Below are 18,416 nucleotides of genomic sequence, written 5' to 3'. Positions count from 1 at the left end.
AAAGAACAGTTTATTTTCAATGAAAAATAATTATTTCAATTTTTTTTCTACTAACTTTTCTAACTCTTGGATTCGTTTTTCCAACTCAGGAAGACGTGCAAAAATTACATTGGAGCGCAACTGCGGCTGGTAAGGCATCACTGGCGTACCGCCCCACTTTTTACCTTCTTCTTTAATCGATCTATTCACTCCTGATTGGGCTTGGATTTGAGATCCCTTTGCAACAACAATATGTCCAACGACACCAACCTGACCTCCTAAAACCACATGTTCTCCAATTTTTGAACTACCAGAAATACCTGTTTGCGCTGCGATTACGGTATTCTTTCCAATATCAACATTATGTGCAATTTGAATCAAATTATCCAACTTAACACCATCGCGCACTATTGTAGCGCCCATTGTTGCCCTATCGATTACAGTATTGGCGCCAATCTCGACATTATCCTCCACTTGCACATAACCAATCTGAGGTACTTTTTTATATGTTCCGTCTTCTTGTGGAGCAAATCCAAATCCATCCGATCCAATCACAACACCAGAATGTACTACCACATTTTTCCCAATCTTACAATCATGATAAATCTTTACGCCCGGGTAGAGTGTTGTATTATCGCCAATCGTAACTTTATCGCCAATATAGACTTGTGGGTAGATTTTCACGTTATCTCCAATGGAAGCCCCACGCCCAATATATACGAATGCACCAATATAACCTCCTTGGCCGATCTCCGCTTCAGCATGTATAAAATGTGGTTCCTCACGTCCGCTTTTGTCAAGACGAAACTCATTATACATATTCAAAATAATAGAGAAAGCAGCATATGCATTCTTAACCCTTATGATCGTCAATGTTGGCTTAGTTGCCTGCGTCAATTGTAAATCTTCATTAACAATTACAATCGAGGCATCAGTAGTATAAATAAAATGCTCATATTTTGGATTTGACAAAAAAGAAAGATCGCCTTTTTTACCTTCCTCAATTTTGGCAAGGTTACCTACAGTAACTTCTGGATTTCCTTCAATCCGTCCTTCTAATAATGTCCCTATTTGTTGCGCAGTAAATTGCATGGTACAAATCTATGTTTTTTTATTAAAAAATAACTACTTGATGGAAGTAATTGCAACATATCCCACCTCTTTTGGATAACATAAGGCGTATTTAGCTACATTTTTCGACAGTGCTTCCAAATTACCTAGATCAGAAGCCTCCGTTATATCGACGAGCTCGCCCGATTTCAATAGTATTTTAATTTGATCCCTGGAAGAATTATAGGCCCGGTTTTGAATTTCTTGCATAAATACATAATAATGGATATCCTCTTGAGCCACCCCCATCTCAGCTTGTACTTTCGCCTTTACTAAATCAACATATTCTGGCAAGAATGGCTTATCACTCATGACAGATCGATATAAATTACGTTTCATAACACGTTGGCACATTGTACTTAAAATAGGATCCTCATGACGTTCCCATGTTTTTATGGCAGACATAATATCCGTATCATCTAAACGAGTAAACCAATCCAAATGTAACGGGTCATCCAAAAAGTTAGTTTTGTTGACCTGCTGGCTTAAAAACCAATGAAACGCCGGAGTAGAAAAGAGCTTATGGCCAGCAGCCGTCAAATATTTTGCCCGCTGCAGAATTTTAATCAATAACTGTTCCGCACCGATAACGGTCTTGTGTAAATAGACTTGCCAATACATCAACCGCCGCGCAATCAGAAATTTCTCTACAGAATAAAGTGCTTTATACTCCACCACTATTTCATCCTCCACCACATTGAGCATTTTTATAATCCGGTCAAATGAGATGACGCCTTCCGATACGCCTGTAAAAAAACTATCTCTATTGAGGTAGTCCATTCGATCAACATCCAATTGGCTCGACACCAATTGATGAAGAAATTTACGTTCGTATTTATTATTAAAGATTGTAATTGCAAGACTTAGTCTTCCACCCAGATCATTGTTGATTCGATCCATTAAAAGGGAAGACAATAGCTCATGAGAAACACCTTCAATCAAACTATGCTCCAAGGAATGTGAAAAAGGGCCGTGACCTATATCATGCAGCAATATTGCCGACAGAACAGCCTCCTCTTCATCCCCTGAAATTATAACACCTTTACTCCTCAAAGTTTCCAATGCCATCGACATCAAATGCATCGCTCCTATGGCATGCTGAAAACGAGTATGCAAAGCTCCGGGATAGACGAGATGTGTCATGCTCACCTGCTTGATATAGCGGAGCCTTTGGAAATAAGGATGTTGCACTAGGTCAAAGACCAATCCTGTAGGAATAGCGACAAATCCATATACCGGATCATTAATAATTTTATTTTTGTTCAATGTGGAGACAAATTAATACGATCATCAACACTATAAATATGAAACCGAGCCCTTTAATCGTGAACTCCTGGTTAACACTAGTATAAACTTAAAACAAAGATAGTTAGTTCATCGTTAAGAAATGTTAAAAATAAAATCTGAAGCACGATATTTGCTTATGTTAGCATGAGATCGAAAATCCGATCCTCCCCTCTACTACTAATAGACATATAATAACAAGATGCAAAAAACACATATTCTTTGGGCTGACGATGAAATTGACTTTCTAAAACCACACATTTTATTTTTAGAAAGCAAAGGTTACAAAGTTGACACAGTCAACAATGGAAATGATGCCGTTGAAGCCTTTAAAAATGGTTTTTTCCACCTCGTTTTCTTAGACGAAAATATGCCTGGGCTAACCGGGCTCGAAACACTTGCCATACTCAAATCGATCAACCCTACTGTCCCCGTTGTTCTGGTCACAAAAAATGAAGAAGAACATGTCATGGAAGATGCCATCGGTTCCAAAATAGATGATTATCTTATCAAGCCGGTCAACCCCAAGCAGATCTTGATGACAATAAAAAAATTAACGGAAAACAAACGTCTTGTCAATGAGAAAACATCCATGGCTTATCAACAAGACTTCCGCAATTTGGGGATGATCCTGAATGACAATCTGGATTTCAACCAATGGTCAGAAGTTTACAAAAAACTTGTCTACTGGGAATTGTCCCTCGAAAAGCTTGAAGATAACAATATGCATGAAATTCTGACGATGCAAAAATCCGAAGCAAACATGCAATTCTCCAAATTTATAGAAAACAACTATATCCAGTGGATTAATCGCCCCGAAAACGCGCCCATTCTATCACACCAGCTATTTAAGAAGAAGGTATTTCCGACCATAGAAGATGATATACCGACATTTTTCTTTTTAATAGACAATTTGCGTTTCGATCAATGGAAAATTATCAATGAGGTAATCACCGACTATTTTAGACTTGAGGAGGAGATAAACTATTACAGTATTTTACCAACAGCAACACAATATGCTAGAAATGCCATCTTTAGTGGATTAACTCCACTGGAAATGGAAAAACGCTTCCCGAAATTATGGCAAAACGATGAAGATGAAGGCGGCAAGAATTTATATGAGGATAAATTTTTGGAAGATCAGATCAAGCGACTTTATCGCAAGTCCATAAAACATTCCTACACGAAAATTTTGACCCTGGAACAAGGAAAAGACGTATTAGACAATCTCGGCAATTTGATGCACAATCAACTGAATGTATTGGTGTATAACTTTGTTGACATGCTTTCGCACGCACGTACGGACAGCTCTATGATTCGTGAATTAGCAAACGATGAAGCGGCTTATCGCTCCCTCACTTTGTCATGGTTTGAACACTCACCTCTATTGGAGGCTTTAAAATGGCTCTCACAAAAGAAAGTTCGTGTGATTATTACAACCGACCATGGCACGATCCGTGTAAAAAAGCCAAGTAAAATTGTTGGTGATCGAAATACAAATACAAATTTGAGATATAAGCAAGGGAAAAATCTGAACTATATTGACAAAGATGTTTTTGCTATCAAAAATCCCCACGAGGCACAGTTGCCTAAACTTCATGTTAGTTCAACATACGTCTTTGCCAAAGAAGATTCGTATTTTGTTTACCCCAACAACTATAATCAATTTGTCAATTACTTTAATGGAACATTCCAACATGGTGGAATCTCTTTGGAAGAAATGATTATCCCCTTTGCGACATACTTACCGAAATAGTAATTTTGCAACATGGAAATTATTGTAAATACGACAGCAGATCTGTCTCAAGCGGCTCAGACACTTTTAAATAGTTTTCCAAAGGACCGGATTTTTCTATTATATGGTTCAATGGGAGCAGGAAAGACAACTTTTGTAAAATACCTGTGTAAACAATTGAACGTACAAGATAGTACCTCTAGTCCAACATTCTCCATTGTTAATGAATATGAGTCTGCCGCTGGCCCCATATATCACTTTGATTTTTACCGCATTAAAGATGAGCAGGAGGCTTTCGATTTTGGCTATGAGGAATATTTCTATTCAGGTGCATATTGCTTTGTTGAATGGCCGGAGAAAATCCCCAATTTACTTCCTGAAGAAGCAAAAGAGATACATATTAGCATCATAGATGCAACAACACGTAAAATTTCTATTCGTTAACCTCCTTTTTTCGACTCCTTACTATGGCTCATTTATCATCTTGTCAATATATTCCATCTGATATCCATGTTCCTGGACTAGCGGCTATACACGCCGAGCACCTTAGCTTTTCCTTTCATGAGAACAATATGCAGTTTGCTGTTGAAAATAGTTCTTTCGATATCGATGAAGGAAAAATAACAGCAATCATTGGTGAATCTGGCAGTGGAAAAAGTACATTACTGCGACTTATCTACGGTCTTTTGGAACCAACTGGGGGCATTGTGCGCTATAAAGGTTGGCAGGTTCCAACGCGCAAGGACAAGTTAATCCCCGGACATGATGCCATGAAATTAGTCTCGCAAGGCTTTGACGATTTGAATACTTATGCCAATGTATGGGATAATGTTGCTTCGCAGTTGCCAAACACAGATATCAAACGCAAACAAGACAAAACTGCGGAAATATTACAACGTCTACGGATAGATCACCTCGCTAAAAAAAGAGTAGCAGACATCAGTGGCGGAGAAAAACAACGTGTCGCCATCTGTCGTGCTTTGATCAACGAGCCTGAAGTTTTACTAATGGATGAACCCTTCAATCAGGTTGATGCCTCTTTTAGGGATACCTTGCAACAGGACATAAAAGATATTGTTAAAGAAACTGGGCTGACCGTCATTTTAGTTTCACACGATCCTACGGAAGTACTTGCTTTAGCAGATAACCTCATCGTGATGAAATCTGGTAAAATCCTAGATCAAAACAATCCACATGTATTGTATAGCAATCCATCGCACCCTTATACGGCGCAATTACTGGCAAAAAGCAATATATTAAAAGTTGAGCAAGCTCAAAATTTAGGCATAACAAGCGAAAAACCAGTCGCGATACATCAAGAATGGATTTCAATAAGTCCTTCTGAGCAGTCTACTTTTTTTGTAAAAGATGTGCGATTCAGAGGTTTTTATTATGAAATCGTCGTCAGTAATAATGAGATTAACTTACATGCGATTATAACATCGCAGATAATTCCACAGAAACTACAGGCTGTCGATCTAACAATATCGCACTGGATACATTTTGACCATTAATTGTATATCCTAGTCTTGTGTGTCTAGCCAAGATAAAAATGCGTCAAACCATAACTTGTCTGAGGTTTTGTTAATTAACCCAAAGCCGTGCCCCCCTTGCTCAAAGGTATAAAGCTTGTTGGGCACTTTTGACTTGTCCAAAGCTGCCATCATTCTATAGCTATTTTCTATTGGCACAGCCATATCGTCTTTGGCATGCACAAAGAAAACCGGACAAACCTCAGAAGATACCTGCAAATTGGAAGAAAACAGCTTGATTTGGTCTTCCGAAGGGTTTTCTCCAATGAGATTTATACGTGAACCTTTATGTGTTATATCGTTTTCCATAGAGATTACCGGATAAATCAATCCTGCAAAATCAGGTCTTAGGGATACATGGGAAGGATTCGCTATGTAATCTTTCTTAAACTTCGTAATTAAAGTGGAAGCCAGGTGCCCGCCAGCGGAAAACCCTATCACCCCAACTTTTCGAAGTTCAGGATGCAAGGTTCGGATCAATTGCATTGCTCGCTGGGCATCTTGAAGAGGTCCTATTGATTTGTCACGCATAATGTTCGGCGAAGGCAATCGGTATTGTAAAACAAATGCTGAATAACCATTTTTTATCAACTCTTTAGCAACAGCATGACCTTCATGATCCATTGCTATATGAGAATACCCACCTCCCGGAATAACTAGTACGGCGATATTTTTATCAATACTTTTATCTGCCATATATGCAAATAACTTCGGTACATTTTTTTCTAAATTTACTTGCCCCTTATCAGTCGAGTTTGGAATGGAATCTGCATAAAGGTTGATTGTTTCCTGCGCCTTAACGAGAGAAATCAACGAACATAAAATCATAAAAATTCTTTTCATTAAAATGATATTTTAAAAGATAGCTCCAGACTACATATACTAGAAAAAACGAATCAAACATGAGCTGGATATCCATGGTTTATAAGGAAGAAACAACTAAAAGATCTAAATCTTTCGCCGTCATATTAAATCTTGAGGCCATGTCAACATTTGTAAGGTTTCCTTGGTATAAATAAATTGAACTCCGAATACCGGGATTCTTCCAAATTGCATTTTTCAGTCCCCCAAGTTCAGCAAAATCAAGCAAAATAGAAGTGAAGATATTGCTCATTGCATAAGTAGCTGTTCGCGCTACCCGAGACGCTATATTGGGAACACAATAGTGAATAACATCAAATTTACGAAAGATAGGTTTATCGTGAGAGGTCACCTCCGATGTTTCAAAATTGCCTCCCTGATCAATGCTTACATCTATAATAACGGAATTGGGTTTCATTTTAGAAACGGTTTCTTCCGAAATCACACAAGCCGAACGTCCATTACGCGCTCGCAAGGCGCCAATAACTACATCCGAACTGATCACAGCCTTATTTAAAATAATAGGTTGTATAACGGAAGTGAAAACACGGCTACCAAGATTGTTTTGCAGTCGTCTAAGTTTATAAATCGAATTATCAAACACCTTTACCTCTGCTCCTAACGCCAAAGCCGTTCGGGCAGCTTGTTCACCTACCGTACCCGCACCTATAATAACGACTTCTGTGGAAGCTACGCCTGTCACACCACCGAGCATCAGTCCCTTCCCTCCAAATGCATTGCTCAGATACTCTCCCGCAATTAAGGTTGCCGTTGCCCCTACGATTTCGCTCATCGCACGCACCACTGCTAGGCAACCGCCCTCATCTCTTAAATATTCATAAGAAATTGCAGTGATTTTTTTATGCATTAACGCCTTTAGTACATCCAGGTTCATGAGTGAAGGTTGTTGAGAAGATAATAAAAGCTGCCTTTCTTTCATCAACTTCACTTCACTAAGGATAGGGCTACCAACTTTAATGATCAGATCTGCTTGGTACACCTCTTCCCGAGAAGAAACGATACGAGCCCCCTGTTCACTATAATGATGATCTAAAAAATTGGCTCCAGCACCTGCTCCAGTCTCAATGATAACTTCGTGTCCATTTTCTACCAATAATGCAACCGCTAATGGCGTCAAGCAGATCCGCTTTTCCTGAAGCGAGATTTCCTTTGGAATGCCTATAAATAAACTTTTTGCATTCTTTTTCTTCTCAAACAGCATCTCTTTTGGAGAAATCATAGCCTGACTCGCAAGCTTTCCTAACTCATTCATCTTGTAAAATTGATAGTTAGCTAAAATTACAATAAAAAATCAATCTTATCAAACGAAGATAAATTTGGTTTGGCACGGCTTTGGAATGAAACAAATTTATCTACATTTGTTTAAACTAATCAGATATAGTACCATGCTCAGTAAAGTCAATATAGTGCCACGGTGGATCATTTTTTTATTGGACATCTTTAGTGTTTCCATCGCTTATCTCCTCGCAAATGTTATTTACTATGATTTTAACTTCGATTTTCTGCTCGACATTGATTTTAGCATTCGTTACATTTTATTTATAGCCATATGTTCTTTATCATTCTATCTCTTCAAGATGTATACTGGGATAGTTCGTTACACGAGCGCTATCGATTCAATACGTATATTATCAACGATAACATTTAGTGTTTTCGTTCTCCTGGTTATAAAATTAGTGATCCAAGCAAACGAGATAGAGCGAAACATTCCAACTGCACTCATTATCTTCTTTGCACTCTTCTCCTTTCTTATTTTAACCGTATATAGAACAATTATTAAAATTTTCTTTCTATACACCAAAAAAGTCAATGGATCCAGAAAAAAGACACTGATCTACGGTGCCGGTGACTTGGGAATTGCTGTAAAAAGAACTTTAGACCATGATGTACGATCCAAAAATGCTATTGTTGGATTCTTAGATGATAATGAACAAAAAATCAACAAGGTAATTGATGGGACCAAAATATATTCCTCGCAGAAGTTCAGCCATCTGATCAATACATTAAATGTTGAGGAGGTTATCATCGCTTCGCACAACATTCCTTCGGACCGTAAAAATGAAATTACAGATGTTGCGCTCGAAAAAAATGTCAACATATTAACGCTCCCTCCTGTTAAAAAGATCATGAATGGTGATCTTAATCCCAATCAGATCCAAAAAATAAAAATTGAAGATTTACTAGAACGGGAGCCGATTAAGATTAACGACGATCACATCCTAAGCCAAACGAGAGGTAAAAGAATCTTAGTTACTGGGGCAGCAGGCTCCATAGGTAGTGAGATTGCATCCCAATTGGGAAAATACGAGCCTCAGATGATTATCCTTTGTGACCAAGCGGAGTCCCCGTTACACAATCTCCAACTTGACCTTCAAGATGAATTTCCAAATCAAGTTTATCATACTTATATAGCAGACGTCCGAAGTACAAAAAGGATGCAATTACTTTTTGATACTTTCAAGCCGCATTATGTATATCATGCGGCAGCATACAAACATGTGCCAATGATGGAAAACCATCCTTTGGAAGCAGTACAGACCAATGTCATGGGTACTAAGAATCTAGCTGATTTAGCCGTGGAATTTCAAGTTGAAAAATTTGTTTTTGTCTCTACCGATAAAGCTGTCAACCCCACTAATATCATGGGAGCGACAAAGCGTATCGCAGAAATCTATGTACAATCGTTAAACAATCATTTGGAAAACTCCTTAGGGGCAACTGTGCACACCAAATTTATCACAACCCGATTTGGCAATGTCTTAGGCTCCAATGGATCAGTTATCCCTCGATTCAGAGACCAGATTCAAAAAGGTGGCCCTGTAACAGTTACGCATCCAGAAATTACGCGGTATTTTATGACCATTCCCGAAGCATGTCGACTAGTCCTTGAAGCTGGAACAATGGGACAAGGTGGCGAAATTTTTGTATTTGATATGGGTAAATCTGTAAAAATAGTTGAGTTAGCTAAAAAAATGATTCGTCTTTCAGGATTTAAACCGAATGAAGATATTGAAATAAAATTCACTGGATTAAGACCTGGTGAAAAACTGTATGAGGAATTGCTGAATGATTTAGAGAATACCTTACCGACTCACCACGAAAAAATCATGATCGCCAAAGTCAGAGAAAATAATTATGATATCGTGTGTATGAAAATTGGCGAATTGCAACAGCGTTTAGCGACACAAAACAAAAACGAAGTTGTCTATCAAATGAAAATTATTGTACCTGAATTCAAAAGTAAAAATTCCATCTACGAACAGCTAGACAAGGAAATTGAACTATCGAATGAGTCGGAAAACCAAAGTTAATTCACTTTAAAATTTGCAAAACACTTGCAAATTTGCTCGAAAAGTGTATTTTTGCAATCCATATTTTACTGATTAGTAATGTCTAAAAACACAAATAATACAAATCAAGGTTTCAAACCTTCAAAAGGATCTTTTTTTCAAGATAACCAAAAAAGTGTAGTGTTCATTTTAGGTGGTATCGTTGTATTGATCTTACTTTATTTTGGATATCAAAAGCTGTATCTAGATCCAAGAGCAGAAGAAGCTTCGAACCGTATGTACAAAGCAGAACAGCTTGCTACAATTGATTCTTTACAAAGTAAAGCAATCATGGGCGATGGTGCGTTTCTTGGATTTAAACAAATTGCGGACGAGTATTCCAATACAAAATCTGCAAATATTGCAAACGCCTATTTAGGAGGTTTATATTTGCGTCAAGGTAAATTCGATGAAGCTGCGAAAGCGCTTGAAAAATATGCTCCAACAGGAAGCCAAATTCTAGACCCACTCGTAATTGGTTTAACAGGTGATGCTTTTTCAGAGTTAAAAGACTACAAAAAAGCCGCTGATTATTACAAGCAAGCTTCTGAAAAATCAAGCAACTCGTATACAACTCCACTCTTTTTGAAAAAACTAGGACTTGTATATGAAGCACAAAATGACTATAAAAGTGCAGAGACTGCTTACAAGAAGATTAAAACAGATTTTCCAGAGAGCCAAGAAGCTTCAACAATTGATGGTTTATTGGGGCGTGTACAAGCACATTTATAAGAGAATAATTATAAAAATATAATAAAAAGAGGCTATTTGATAGCCTCTTTTTTTGTGACCATCTAAAATCACTATCTTTGTTACTATTATGGCAAGTAGCATTAAAAATTTATCCGACTTTTCGCACATCCAGGTTGCGGATGCAAGTCCATTCAAATTTGCAATCGTTGTTGCACAATGGAATGCAGAAATTACAGGTGCATTATTGAATGGTGCAATAAAGGGCTTGGAAGAGCATGGCGCTAAGGAAAACAACATCCAAGTCATAGAGGTTCCTGGAAGTTTCGAATTAATTTCAGGAGCAGACCTCGCATTCAGAAACCAGGGTTTTGACGCTGTTATCTGTTTAGGTTGCGTCATTCAGGGTGAGACCAGACACTTCGATTTTATCTGCGATGCAGTTGCAAATGGTATTGCCAATGTAGGGCTCAAATATAATAAACCGGCTGTTTTTGGCGTATTAACAACGGACAACCTTCAGCAAGCATTGGATCGTGCCGGAGGGAAACATGGTAATAAAGGTGAAGAAGCTGCTATTACAGCAATACAAATGGCTCATATTGCCAAAAAATTCTAGTTTGGTATCAATTTTGCCTACCATTCAATGATGAAAAGTATTACTGAGCACGACTTATTACTCAGGTACTTATATTTTAAACAAATCGATTAATAAAATATTCAGTTATCTTATTAATCGATTTTTATTTTTTCACTAGAATAAATTGTTATTGAATTGTCTTGATTGTAGTGTAAATCGGTTATACAACAGTCGGTAGTTTTATAGACAATGACGCAATGATGAAGTTTCATGGGATCAATTTTGATACGAATTACTTGATGATTGTTTCTTTAAAAAATAGGATTATGAAAACATTATCGAATGTACTCTTGGTCGTTATACTGACGTTATTTTGTCAGTTGGATCTAGTGGCACAAGACGATAGTCTAAACAAGCAGATTTGGCAAAGTATCGGTGGCCAGGAAAAATGGGATTCTTTGCAGTTTTTGGCTTTCTCAGCAAAGGGAAATACCATCTCAGACCAGTTGTCAAACGACGAACGAAAGTTCCTGTTCAATAGAACAACTGGAGCATGTCGATTTGATGGTTATAAGGGAACGGATCAGGTGACCTATTTGTTTAATTTTAAAAACCCAGGGTCAGACAAACTCTTTATTGGAGGGAATTTATCTACAGATGGGCCAGAGCTCAAGAAATCAATTAAAAATCAGCTATTTTCGGATCTCAATCTACTACTTTTGCCTACTTTGATCGGACAGAAGAATGTGCAGCTGAAAAGCCAGAAGGAAAGTTTCAGTGCTGGACAGAAATTAGCGATAGCAAATATCAGCTCGTCAGGCCCTATCTTTGGTTCAAAGATTGATGGTTTGCTTTATATTGATCAAAATACCGGTGAGATTGTCCGTTACGAATACGCAGATAAGGGCGAAAAAAACACCTATGAAGTGAGCAAATATAAGGAGATTGGCGACGGGATACGTTTACCCAGTTTCTTCAATTCCACAAGCAATGACCAAAAGAGTTGTATATTCTCCTCTATTTCATCTTTTGTACAGGTAGAACAGAAAAAATTTACAGAACTATAATATGATTAATTGGATAGAATTAAATACAGAAGAACAGCTACAGGAGCTTTATCAATCCGATAAAGTTGCGGCCATCTTTAAACATAGCACGACTTGTGGTATTAGCAATATGGCTAAGCGTAGTCTTGAGCGTATGTCTGCTACTTCAGACCATGATTATGCGATTTATCTTTTAGACCTTTTGCGTTACCGCCCACTATCGAATGAGATTGCCCAGCGTTGGAATGTAGAACATCAATCACCTCAAATACTGATTGTTGAAGGAAAAGACAGTTTATATGACGCTTCACATGGTGATATCCAATTTGATGAGATAGAACAATACCTAACGGCAATTTGACATAATAGGCCATAACTGCTGTTCAATAAAAATAGTTAGCATAAAATATCCCAAGCGATCTTCAACATGTATTGTATTGATCACTTGGGATATTTTATGATGCTGAAAACAGCTGAATTGGCTATTTATAAATTTCTACTGTTATTTTACCGTCTTTAGTCACCGTACCCCGATACATGCCGGCGGTATTAAAAGGCATAGCAACATGTCCATTTTTATCTAATGCTATCATGCCGCCATTACCGCCCATTTCACCAATCCGATCGATTACTTGCCTGCTCGCTTGATCAACACGTTCACCTTTATATTCCATTAAAGCGGACACCGAATACGCGGCCACGGTGCGGATATAATATTCACCCCATCCAGTACAGGAAACAGCACAGGTATTATTGTTCGCATACGTTCCAGCACCAATAATTGGTGAATCTCCGACCCGCCCAAACTTCTTGTTTGTCATCCCTCCTGTAGACGTACCCGCGGCCAAGTTTCCTGCTTTATCCAAGGCAACACATCCTACTGTACCAAATTTAGCGTCTTTATTGATGATGCCTAAACGTGAGCTTTGTTTTTGATCGTGATCTAGTTGTGTTCGTGTACTGTCATCCTTGCTCACTTTCTGCAAAGCCTCCCAACGTGCTTCCGTCCAAAAATAAGAAGGATCTACGATGGTTAATCCCACTTGCTTCGCAAACTCTTCGGCACCTTTACCCACCATCATAACATGCTCAGATTTTTCCATCACCGCCTTGGCTGCCGAGATTGGATTTTTGATCGTCGTCACTCCTGCAACGGCGCCTGCGGCCAAGGATTTACCTTCCATGATGGAGGCATCCAGTTCGTTATGTCCGTCATGTGTAAAAACCGCTCCTTTCCCTGCATTAAACAAGGGTGAGTCTTCCATAACATGGATAGCAGATTCGACGGCTTCCAAACTGGATTTACCTTCTTGCAACTTTTGATAGCCCATACGAAGCGCTTGCTCCAAGACGATCCTATAAGCTTGCTCCATCGAATCTGTCATATTCTTTTTCAAGATCGTCCCCGCTCCACCATGGATCGCCAAAACAAATTCACCCTCCGTCATGGCTACAGGTTTTTTATACGATTTACAGGAAATTGCCAACAGGCTTCCCACAATTATCATGGCGCATATCTTGAGGTTATTCATCTTCCTTCTCCCACCATTCTGAAGATTGTAAATCATCTATCTCACGACGGTCTTTTTTAGTAGGGCGCCCTGTACCGCGGTCGCGTTTCAGGACAGGAGCATGAAATACGGATTTAAACCCTACAGTTTCTTCAACAGGTGTTTGATCCTCGTAGAATTGAACAGCAGTCTTGGCGTCAACACGACGTTCCAAAAGACCTGTCACCATCACCACTTTTTTCTCAATTCCCTTTTGGACATGGTATACATCTCCGATCTTAACTTCATAAGAGGGTTTTATATTTTGGCCTTTTAGTTTCACCCGACCTGCCTTACAGGCCTCTGTTGCCAAAGTTCTTGTCTTAAATAAGCGAATTGACCACAAATATTTATCAATTCTCAATTTTTCTGATGTTCCAGCCATAATACAAAAATAATTATATTTTTAGAACCATTATAACCAAAAGCAATTATGGAAAATTCCTATTAAACTGAGTTCAATTATTAAAACGTCTTTCATCCGTTCGCCGGAAGAGTTTAAGAGCTAATTGCGGACAAGTTGTCATCAAATCCATACCAACTCCTGACTGCAAGCGGGTTGTTAAAACAATGTCTGTAGCGTGAATGCACCTTAAAAAGGTGGACTCAACGTGGACTCACTGTGCACACACTGTGGTTGGAGTCAGAAGTTGATCATAATTTGGTAGGCTGTTGTTATCAGGAAAGTCTATTGCAAGGAACAATGGATAAAGTTGTTTTTAAGTCCAACTTTATCTAAGTTTGTACATCAAAATAAACTAATTCAAATAAGAAAATAAATAATATGGTAGAGCCACTTAAAAAACTGATTGAGGAAGCTTGGGAAGATAGGCAATTATTAGAATATAAAGAATATACAGAAGCCATCCGCGCTGTTATCATGAAATTAGATAGCGGTGAAATCCGCGTCGCTGAAATGATCGGTACAAGATGGCACGTCAATGACTGGATTAAGAAAGCTGTTATTTTATATTTTCCAATCAATGATATGCGCGAAATGACTGCAGGTCCTTTTGTGTTTCATGATAAAATGAAATTAAAGACAGACTACAAGCACACTGGAGTACGTGTTGTACCAGGGGCTTCTGCTCGTTTAGGTGCATATTTGGCTAAAGGAGTGATTATGATGCCTTCTTACGTTAACATCGGTGCTTATGTAGACGAAGGTACCATGGTGGATACTTGGGCAACTGTTGGATCTTGTGCACAAATTGGTAAACATGTACATTTAAGTGGCGGCGTCGGAATTGGTGGCGTATTAGAGCCCGTACAAGCAGCTCCAGTTATTATTGAGGACAATGTTTTTATAGGTTCAAGAGCGATTGTAGTTGAAGGTATTCGTGTAGAAAAAGAGGCTGTATTGGGTGCTAATGTCGTATTGACAGCGTCAACAAAAATCATCGACGTTACGGGACCTCAACCAGTAGAATATAAAGGTTATGTACCTGCCCGCTCTGTTGTTATCCCGGGTTCTTACACCAAAAAATTTGCGGCAGGGGAATATCAAGTTCCTTGCGCTTTGATCATTGGTCAACGTAAAGAGTCTACGGACAAAAAGACTTCATTGAATGATGCACTACGTGATCATAATGTAGCTGTATAAAGTTAAAACTAGTATAAAGATAAGATGAGTGCATTCGTAGATCGTGAGGATTTGAATAAGGCCTTGGAGACGTTAAAAAACGGCGGATTAATTCTATACCCCACCGACACCATTTGGGGGATCGGTTGTGATGCCACCAATCCTGATGCCGTGGAGAAAGTTTTCCAGCTGAAAGGAAGAGATAAATCCAAAAGTCTGATCGTCCTTTTACACAACGACAATCAATTAGCAAGTTATGTAAATGAAATCCCGGATGTGGCTTATCAACTTATTGAATACACTGAAAAACCCTTGACAATTGTCTATTCGAATGCCAAAAATCTTGCGCCCAATGCGATTGCTGAGGACGGTTCAATTGGCATTCGAATTGTCAAGCACCCTTTTTGTGAACAACTTTTACAACGGTTTCGCAAACCGATAATTTCAACTTCAGCAAATATCAGTGGTGAACCAACGGCGAAAGATTTTGATGAAATATCTGATGCCATCAAAGATGGGGTAGATTATATTGTCGCCTATGACAGAGACGTAACAACAGATGGGAAATCATCTACTGTCATGAAGCTGGATCCAAGTGGTAAATTTGAATTTATTAGAAAATAGCATGAAAAAGATCGTTTTATTTTTTGCATTAGCATTTGCTGTTACCAATTTATCTTTCGCACAGCAAAAAGATATTCCCGCCGCCAAGCCTGGTGTAAAATATGGAAAAGAAATCTCTGCGTCCAATGCGATTTCAGTGGCAAAGCTTGAAAAAGAACTCACGCAAAAGAACGCATTCAACGGAAAGGTGACAGGTAAGGTCGTTGAGGTATGTAAGAAAAAAGGCTGTTTCATGACCCTGCAACGAGAAGGCGAAGAGCCTATTACCGTCCGTTTTAAAGACTACGGATTCTTCATGCCAGCAGACATTGTCGGCAAAACGGTTGTTGTCGAGGGTATCGCAAAGAAAAAGGAAGTTTCTGTAGCATCGTTACAACATGCGGCAAAGGATCTTGGTAAATCACAGTCTGAAATAGACCAGATTACACAAGCTAAAAAAGATATTAGCATTATTGCTGACGGTGTTTTGGTTGTCAAATAAGACGCTCTCACACCAAACCTAGCATTGTTCTGATGAAAAGATTCCACACTTCACCCTGTCACTCCATACTGGTCGATGGTACCTTAATGACCTTCGAAAAGCCCATTATTATGGGGATACTCAATGTGACTCCAGATTCTTTTTATGACGGAGGTGACAATACAACCGTCGAACTTGCGGTAGAGAAAGCAAAGAAGCTATTGCTTGAAGGTGCTCAAATTCTTGATATTGGCGCATATTCCTCACGTCCGGGCGCTCCATTAATTTCATCACAGGAGGAAATGGATCGAGCTCTTCCCGCTATTCGAGCAATTAAAACTGCATTTCCTGACGCTATTTTATCAATAGATACCTTTAGGGCAGACGTTGCTGCTGCTGCCATCAATGCGGGAGTGCACATCATAAATGATGTTTCGGGAGGTACACTCGATGATAACATGTTCGCCACGGTAGCAAAATATCAAGTTCCTTATATTCTCATGCATATGCGCGGTATTCCCGAAAATATGCAGGAAAAAACAGATTATACAGATATTGTAACTGACGTAGCCACCTTTTTAGGTGACCGCATTGCGACGCTAAGAAGTATGGGGGTGAAAGACATTATTCTTGATCCGGGATTTGGTTTTGCAAAGACAGTCGAACAGAACTATGAATTGCTCTATCGTGTCAATGAACTTCACTACTTCGAATTACCAATTTTGGGCGGAATATCCCGTAAATCCATGATTTATAAAAAAATCGGAATCACCGCCCAAGAAGCTTTAAATGGCACCACTGCTTTAAATACCTTACTTCTGGAAAGAGGCGTACAAATTCTCCGCGTACATGATGTAAAAGAAGCGAAACAATTGCTTGATCTCTTCTATTCATAAATCAGCATTATTTACCTACAAATTTGGGATCACTTAATGTCTTAATAAAAGCTATGATAGCTTCCTTTTCTTCTTCTGTCATAGGAATTTTTTTGCCATTTTCTTTAAGAATCGGATCAAGGTTAGCTGCATCCAAAACACCTTTGTCAAAATAATCCAGGACAGATTTTAACGTTGGGAACTGCCCAAAACTTCCATAAGGCGCTGTATATTCCGCATTTCTTAAAGAAGGTACCCGAAAAGCCATATAGTCCATTTCAATACCTGTGATACGTGCTCGCCCGGCCTCGTCTGGATGTTTATTTAAAGGAAACCCTACATTTCTAAAACTCTGATCGGTAAATAATTCTGTTGCATGGCAGCTTTCACATTTCAACTTAAACAGCTGATACCCCCGTTCTTCCTCAATCGTGAATTGCTCCCCTTCACCTCGTTTTACCTGATCATATTTACTGTCGGCCGAAATTAAGGTATACTCATATTGCGCAATACTGTTATAAATTCGTTCAGGTGTAATATTCTCGTCGCCAAAAGCCTTCTTGAACAATACTTTGTAGTCAAAATCCCCATTAATTTTACCGATAACCTCCAGAATAGAAGAGTTCATCTCCTCATGCGTGATAATTGGCACTAAAGGTTGCTTTTCCAGTTCGAGTATATTGCCATCCCAATTATAAAATTTCATAAAAGCCAAATTCTGCAAAGGTGGAGTGTTCCGAAATCCGACACGATCATCTATACCCACTGCCTGCATCTTTCCATCGGAAAAAGCCAATGAGGGATTATGGCAACTGGCACATGATATCGTATTATTTCCACTGAATCTTTTTTCATGAAATAGCTTTTCACCCAATTCAACACCATACTTTGTTGGCTTATTGCTATTAAATGTATTATTCAGACTCGGAAAATCCGCAGGAATACTGAACGTGACTGTTGGGTTGTCTTCCTGCGTAGATTCAACGATATCATCCCTACTACAGGATAAAGCAATCACTATAACTGTCAGGATTAAGATGACTTTTTTCATCCTTTTATTTTTATCAATGGCTGATGAATATTCAGAATGCACATTCGAAAATCATGGTACAATCAGACGGCGTTCTTTTGTTTATGCACAACGTATTTTCAGCAAAT

Annotated in this window: 19 protein-coding genes; 12 read left to right on the top strand and 7 right to left on the bottom strand. The window is 38.7% G+C overall.

Annotation, left to right across the window (positions count from 1 at the left end; translation table 11 throughout):
- Nucleotides 1-30: 30 nt before the first annotated feature.
- Both lpxD and CBM24_RS01660 read right to left on the bottom strand, forming a co-directional pair.
- On the bottom strand, nt 31-1,071 hold the full coding sequence (gene lpxD / locus CBM24_RS01665; protein WP_088159997.1) for a UDP-3-O-(3-hydroxymyristoyl)glucosamine N-acyltransferase: 1,041 nt from the start codon (nt 1,069-1,071) through the stop codon (nt 31-33).
- A 33-nt stretch (nt 1,072-1,104) separates the two neighbouring features.
- Nucleotides 1,105-2,355, bottom strand: a complete 1,251-nt coding sequence (locus tag CBM24_RS01660) for an HD domain-containing protein (protein WP_075990786.1) — start codon at nt 2,353-2,355, stop codon at nt 1,105-1,107.
- Nucleotides 2,356-2,575: 220 nt separating this feature from the next.
- Here CBM24_RS01660 and CBM24_RS01655 point away from each other — a divergent pair, with 220 nt between their 5' ends.
- From CBM24_RS01655 to CBM24_RS01645, 3 genes are read left to right on the top strand one after another with little or no spacing between them, the layout of a single operon-like run.
- Nucleotides 2,576-4,129, top strand: coding sequence for a bifunctional response regulator/alkaline phosphatase family protein (locus CBM24_RS01655; protein ID WP_075990785.1), 1,554 nt, complete (start codon nt 2,576-2,578; stop codon nt 4,127-4,129).
- A 12-nt stretch (nt 4,130-4,141) separates the two neighbouring features.
- Nucleotides 4,142-4,552: a tRNA (adenosine(37)-N6)-threonylcarbamoyltransferase complex ATPase subunit type 1 TsaE gene (gene tsaE / locus CBM24_RS01650; RefSeq protein ID WP_088159996.1), complete on the top strand. Its 411-nt coding sequence runs from the start codon at nt 4,142-4,144 to the stop codon at nt 4,550-4,552.
- A gap of 23 nt (nt 4,553-4,575) precedes the next feature.
- Entirely contained in the window at nt 4,576-5,622 is a 1,047-nt protein-coding gene (locus CBM24_RS01645; RefSeq protein WP_088159995.1) for an ABC transporter ATP-binding protein, read from the top strand.
- Nucleotides 5,623-5,631: 9 nt separating this feature from the next.
- Here the strand turns inward: CBM24_RS01645 and CBM24_RS01640 are convergent, their stop codons facing one another.
- Both CBM24_RS01640 and CBM24_RS01635 read right to left on the bottom strand, forming a co-directional pair.
- Entirely contained in the window at nt 5,632-6,483 is an 852-nt protein-coding gene (locus CBM24_RS01640) for an alpha/beta hydrolase (protein ID WP_075990782.1), read from the bottom strand.
- 79 nt (nt 6,484-6,562) lie between these two features.
- Nucleotides 6,563-7,774 carry an alanine dehydrogenase gene (locus CBM24_RS01635; RefSeq protein ID WP_075990781.1) on the bottom strand — a complete coding sequence of 404 codons (1,212 nt, stop codon included), beginning with the start codon at nt 7,772-7,774 and terminating at the stop codon, nt 6,563-6,565.
- An 85-nt stretch (nt 7,775-7,859) separates the two neighbouring features.
- Here CBM24_RS01635 and CBM24_RS01630 point away from each other — a divergent pair, with 85 nt between their 5' ends.
- The 5 genes from CBM24_RS01630 to ytxJ all read left to right on the top strand — a co-directional run bounded on the left by CBM24_RS01630 (nt 7,860) and on the right by ytxJ (nt 12,528).
- Nucleotides 7,860-9,833, top strand: a complete 1,974-nt coding sequence (locus CBM24_RS01630) for a polysaccharide biosynthesis protein (protein WP_410528382.1) — start codon at nt 7,860-7,862, stop codon at nt 9,831-9,833.
- 78 nt (nt 9,834-9,911) lie between these two features.
- The gene (locus tag CBM24_RS01625; RefSeq protein ID WP_088159993.1) at nt 9,912-10,583 is read left to right on the top strand and encodes a tetratricopeptide repeat protein; all 672 of its coding nucleotides are present in this window, start codon (nt 9,912-9,914) and stop codon (nt 10,581-10,583) included.
- 88 nt (nt 10,584-10,671) lie between these two features.
- Complete coding sequence (gene ribH, locus CBM24_RS01620) at nt 10,672-11,160, top strand: 6,7-dimethyl-8-ribityllumazine synthase (protein WP_075990779.1); 489 nt, start codon at nt 10,672-10,674, stop codon at nt 11,158-11,160.
- Between the two features lie 287 nt (nt 11,161-11,447).
- Nucleotides 11,448-12,188, top strand: a complete 741-nt coding sequence (locus tag CBM24_RS01615; RefSeq protein WP_157698354.1) for a hypothetical protein — start codon at nt 11,448-11,450, stop codon at nt 12,186-12,188.
- Between the two features lies 1 nt (nt 12,189).
- Entirely contained in the window at nt 12,190-12,528 is a 339-nt protein-coding gene (gene ytxJ, locus CBM24_RS01610; protein ID WP_198386024.1) for a bacillithiol system redox-active protein YtxJ, read from the top strand.
- Nucleotides 12,529-12,649: 121 nt separating this feature from the next.
- Here the strand turns inward: ytxJ and CBM24_RS01605 are convergent, their stop codons facing one another.
- Nucleotides 12,650-13,675, bottom strand: coding sequence for an isoaspartyl peptidase/L-asparaginase family protein (locus tag CBM24_RS01605; RefSeq protein ID WP_232475662.1), 1,026 nt, complete (start codon nt 13,673-13,675; stop codon nt 12,650-12,652).
- Between the two features lie 16 nt (nt 13,676-13,691).
- Entirely contained in the window at nt 13,692-14,102 is a 411-nt protein-coding gene (locus CBM24_RS01600) for an RNA-binding S4 domain-containing protein (RefSeq protein WP_088159990.1), read from the bottom strand.
- A gap of 399 nt (nt 14,103-14,501) precedes the next feature.
- On the opposite strand from CBM24_RS01600, the gene CBM24_RS01595 reads away from it, so the two are divergent.
- The 4 genes from CBM24_RS01595 to folP are packed head-to-tail and all read left to right on the top strand — an operon-like array spanning nt 14,502 to nt 17,279.
- On the top strand, nt 14,502-15,320 hold the full coding sequence (locus tag CBM24_RS01595; RefSeq protein ID WP_075990775.1) for a 2,3,4,5-tetrahydropyridine-2,6-dicarboxylate N-succinyltransferase: 819 nt from the start codon (nt 14,502-14,504) through the stop codon (nt 15,318-15,320).
- A 24-nt stretch (nt 15,321-15,344) separates the two neighbouring features.
- A complete protein-coding gene (locus CBM24_RS01590; protein ID WP_088159989.1) occupies nt 15,345-15,923 on the top strand; it encodes an L-threonylcarbamoyladenylate synthase in 579 nt (192 codons plus the stop codon).
- Between the two features lies 1 nt (nt 15,924).
- A complete protein-coding gene (locus CBM24_RS01585) occupies nt 15,925-16,404 on the top strand; it encodes a DUF4920 domain-containing protein (RefSeq protein ID WP_088159988.1) in 480 nt (159 codons plus the stop codon).
- A 32-nt stretch (nt 16,405-16,436) separates the two neighbouring features.
- A complete protein-coding gene (folP, locus tag CBM24_RS01580; protein WP_088159987.1) occupies nt 16,437-17,279 on the top strand; it encodes a dihydropteroate synthase in 843 nt (280 codons plus the stop codon).
- A gap of 7 nt (nt 17,280-17,286) precedes the next feature.
- On the opposite strand, the gene CBM24_RS01575 is transcribed toward folP, so the two are convergent.
- The gene (locus tag CBM24_RS01575) at nt 17,287-18,309 is read right to left on the bottom strand and encodes a cytochrome-c peroxidase (protein ID WP_088159986.1); all 1,023 of its coding nucleotides are present in this window, start codon (nt 18,307-18,309) and stop codon (nt 17,287-17,289) included.
- Nucleotides 18,310-18,416: the final 107 nt, after the last annotated feature.

The organism is Sphingobacterium sp. G1-14 (assembly GCF_002196555.1).
GTDB lineage: Bacteria > Bacteroidota > Bacteroidia > Sphingobacteriales > Sphingobacteriaceae > Sphingobacterium > Sphingobacterium siyangense.
This window is presented reverse-complemented; position numbering and strand designations above follow the sequence as displayed.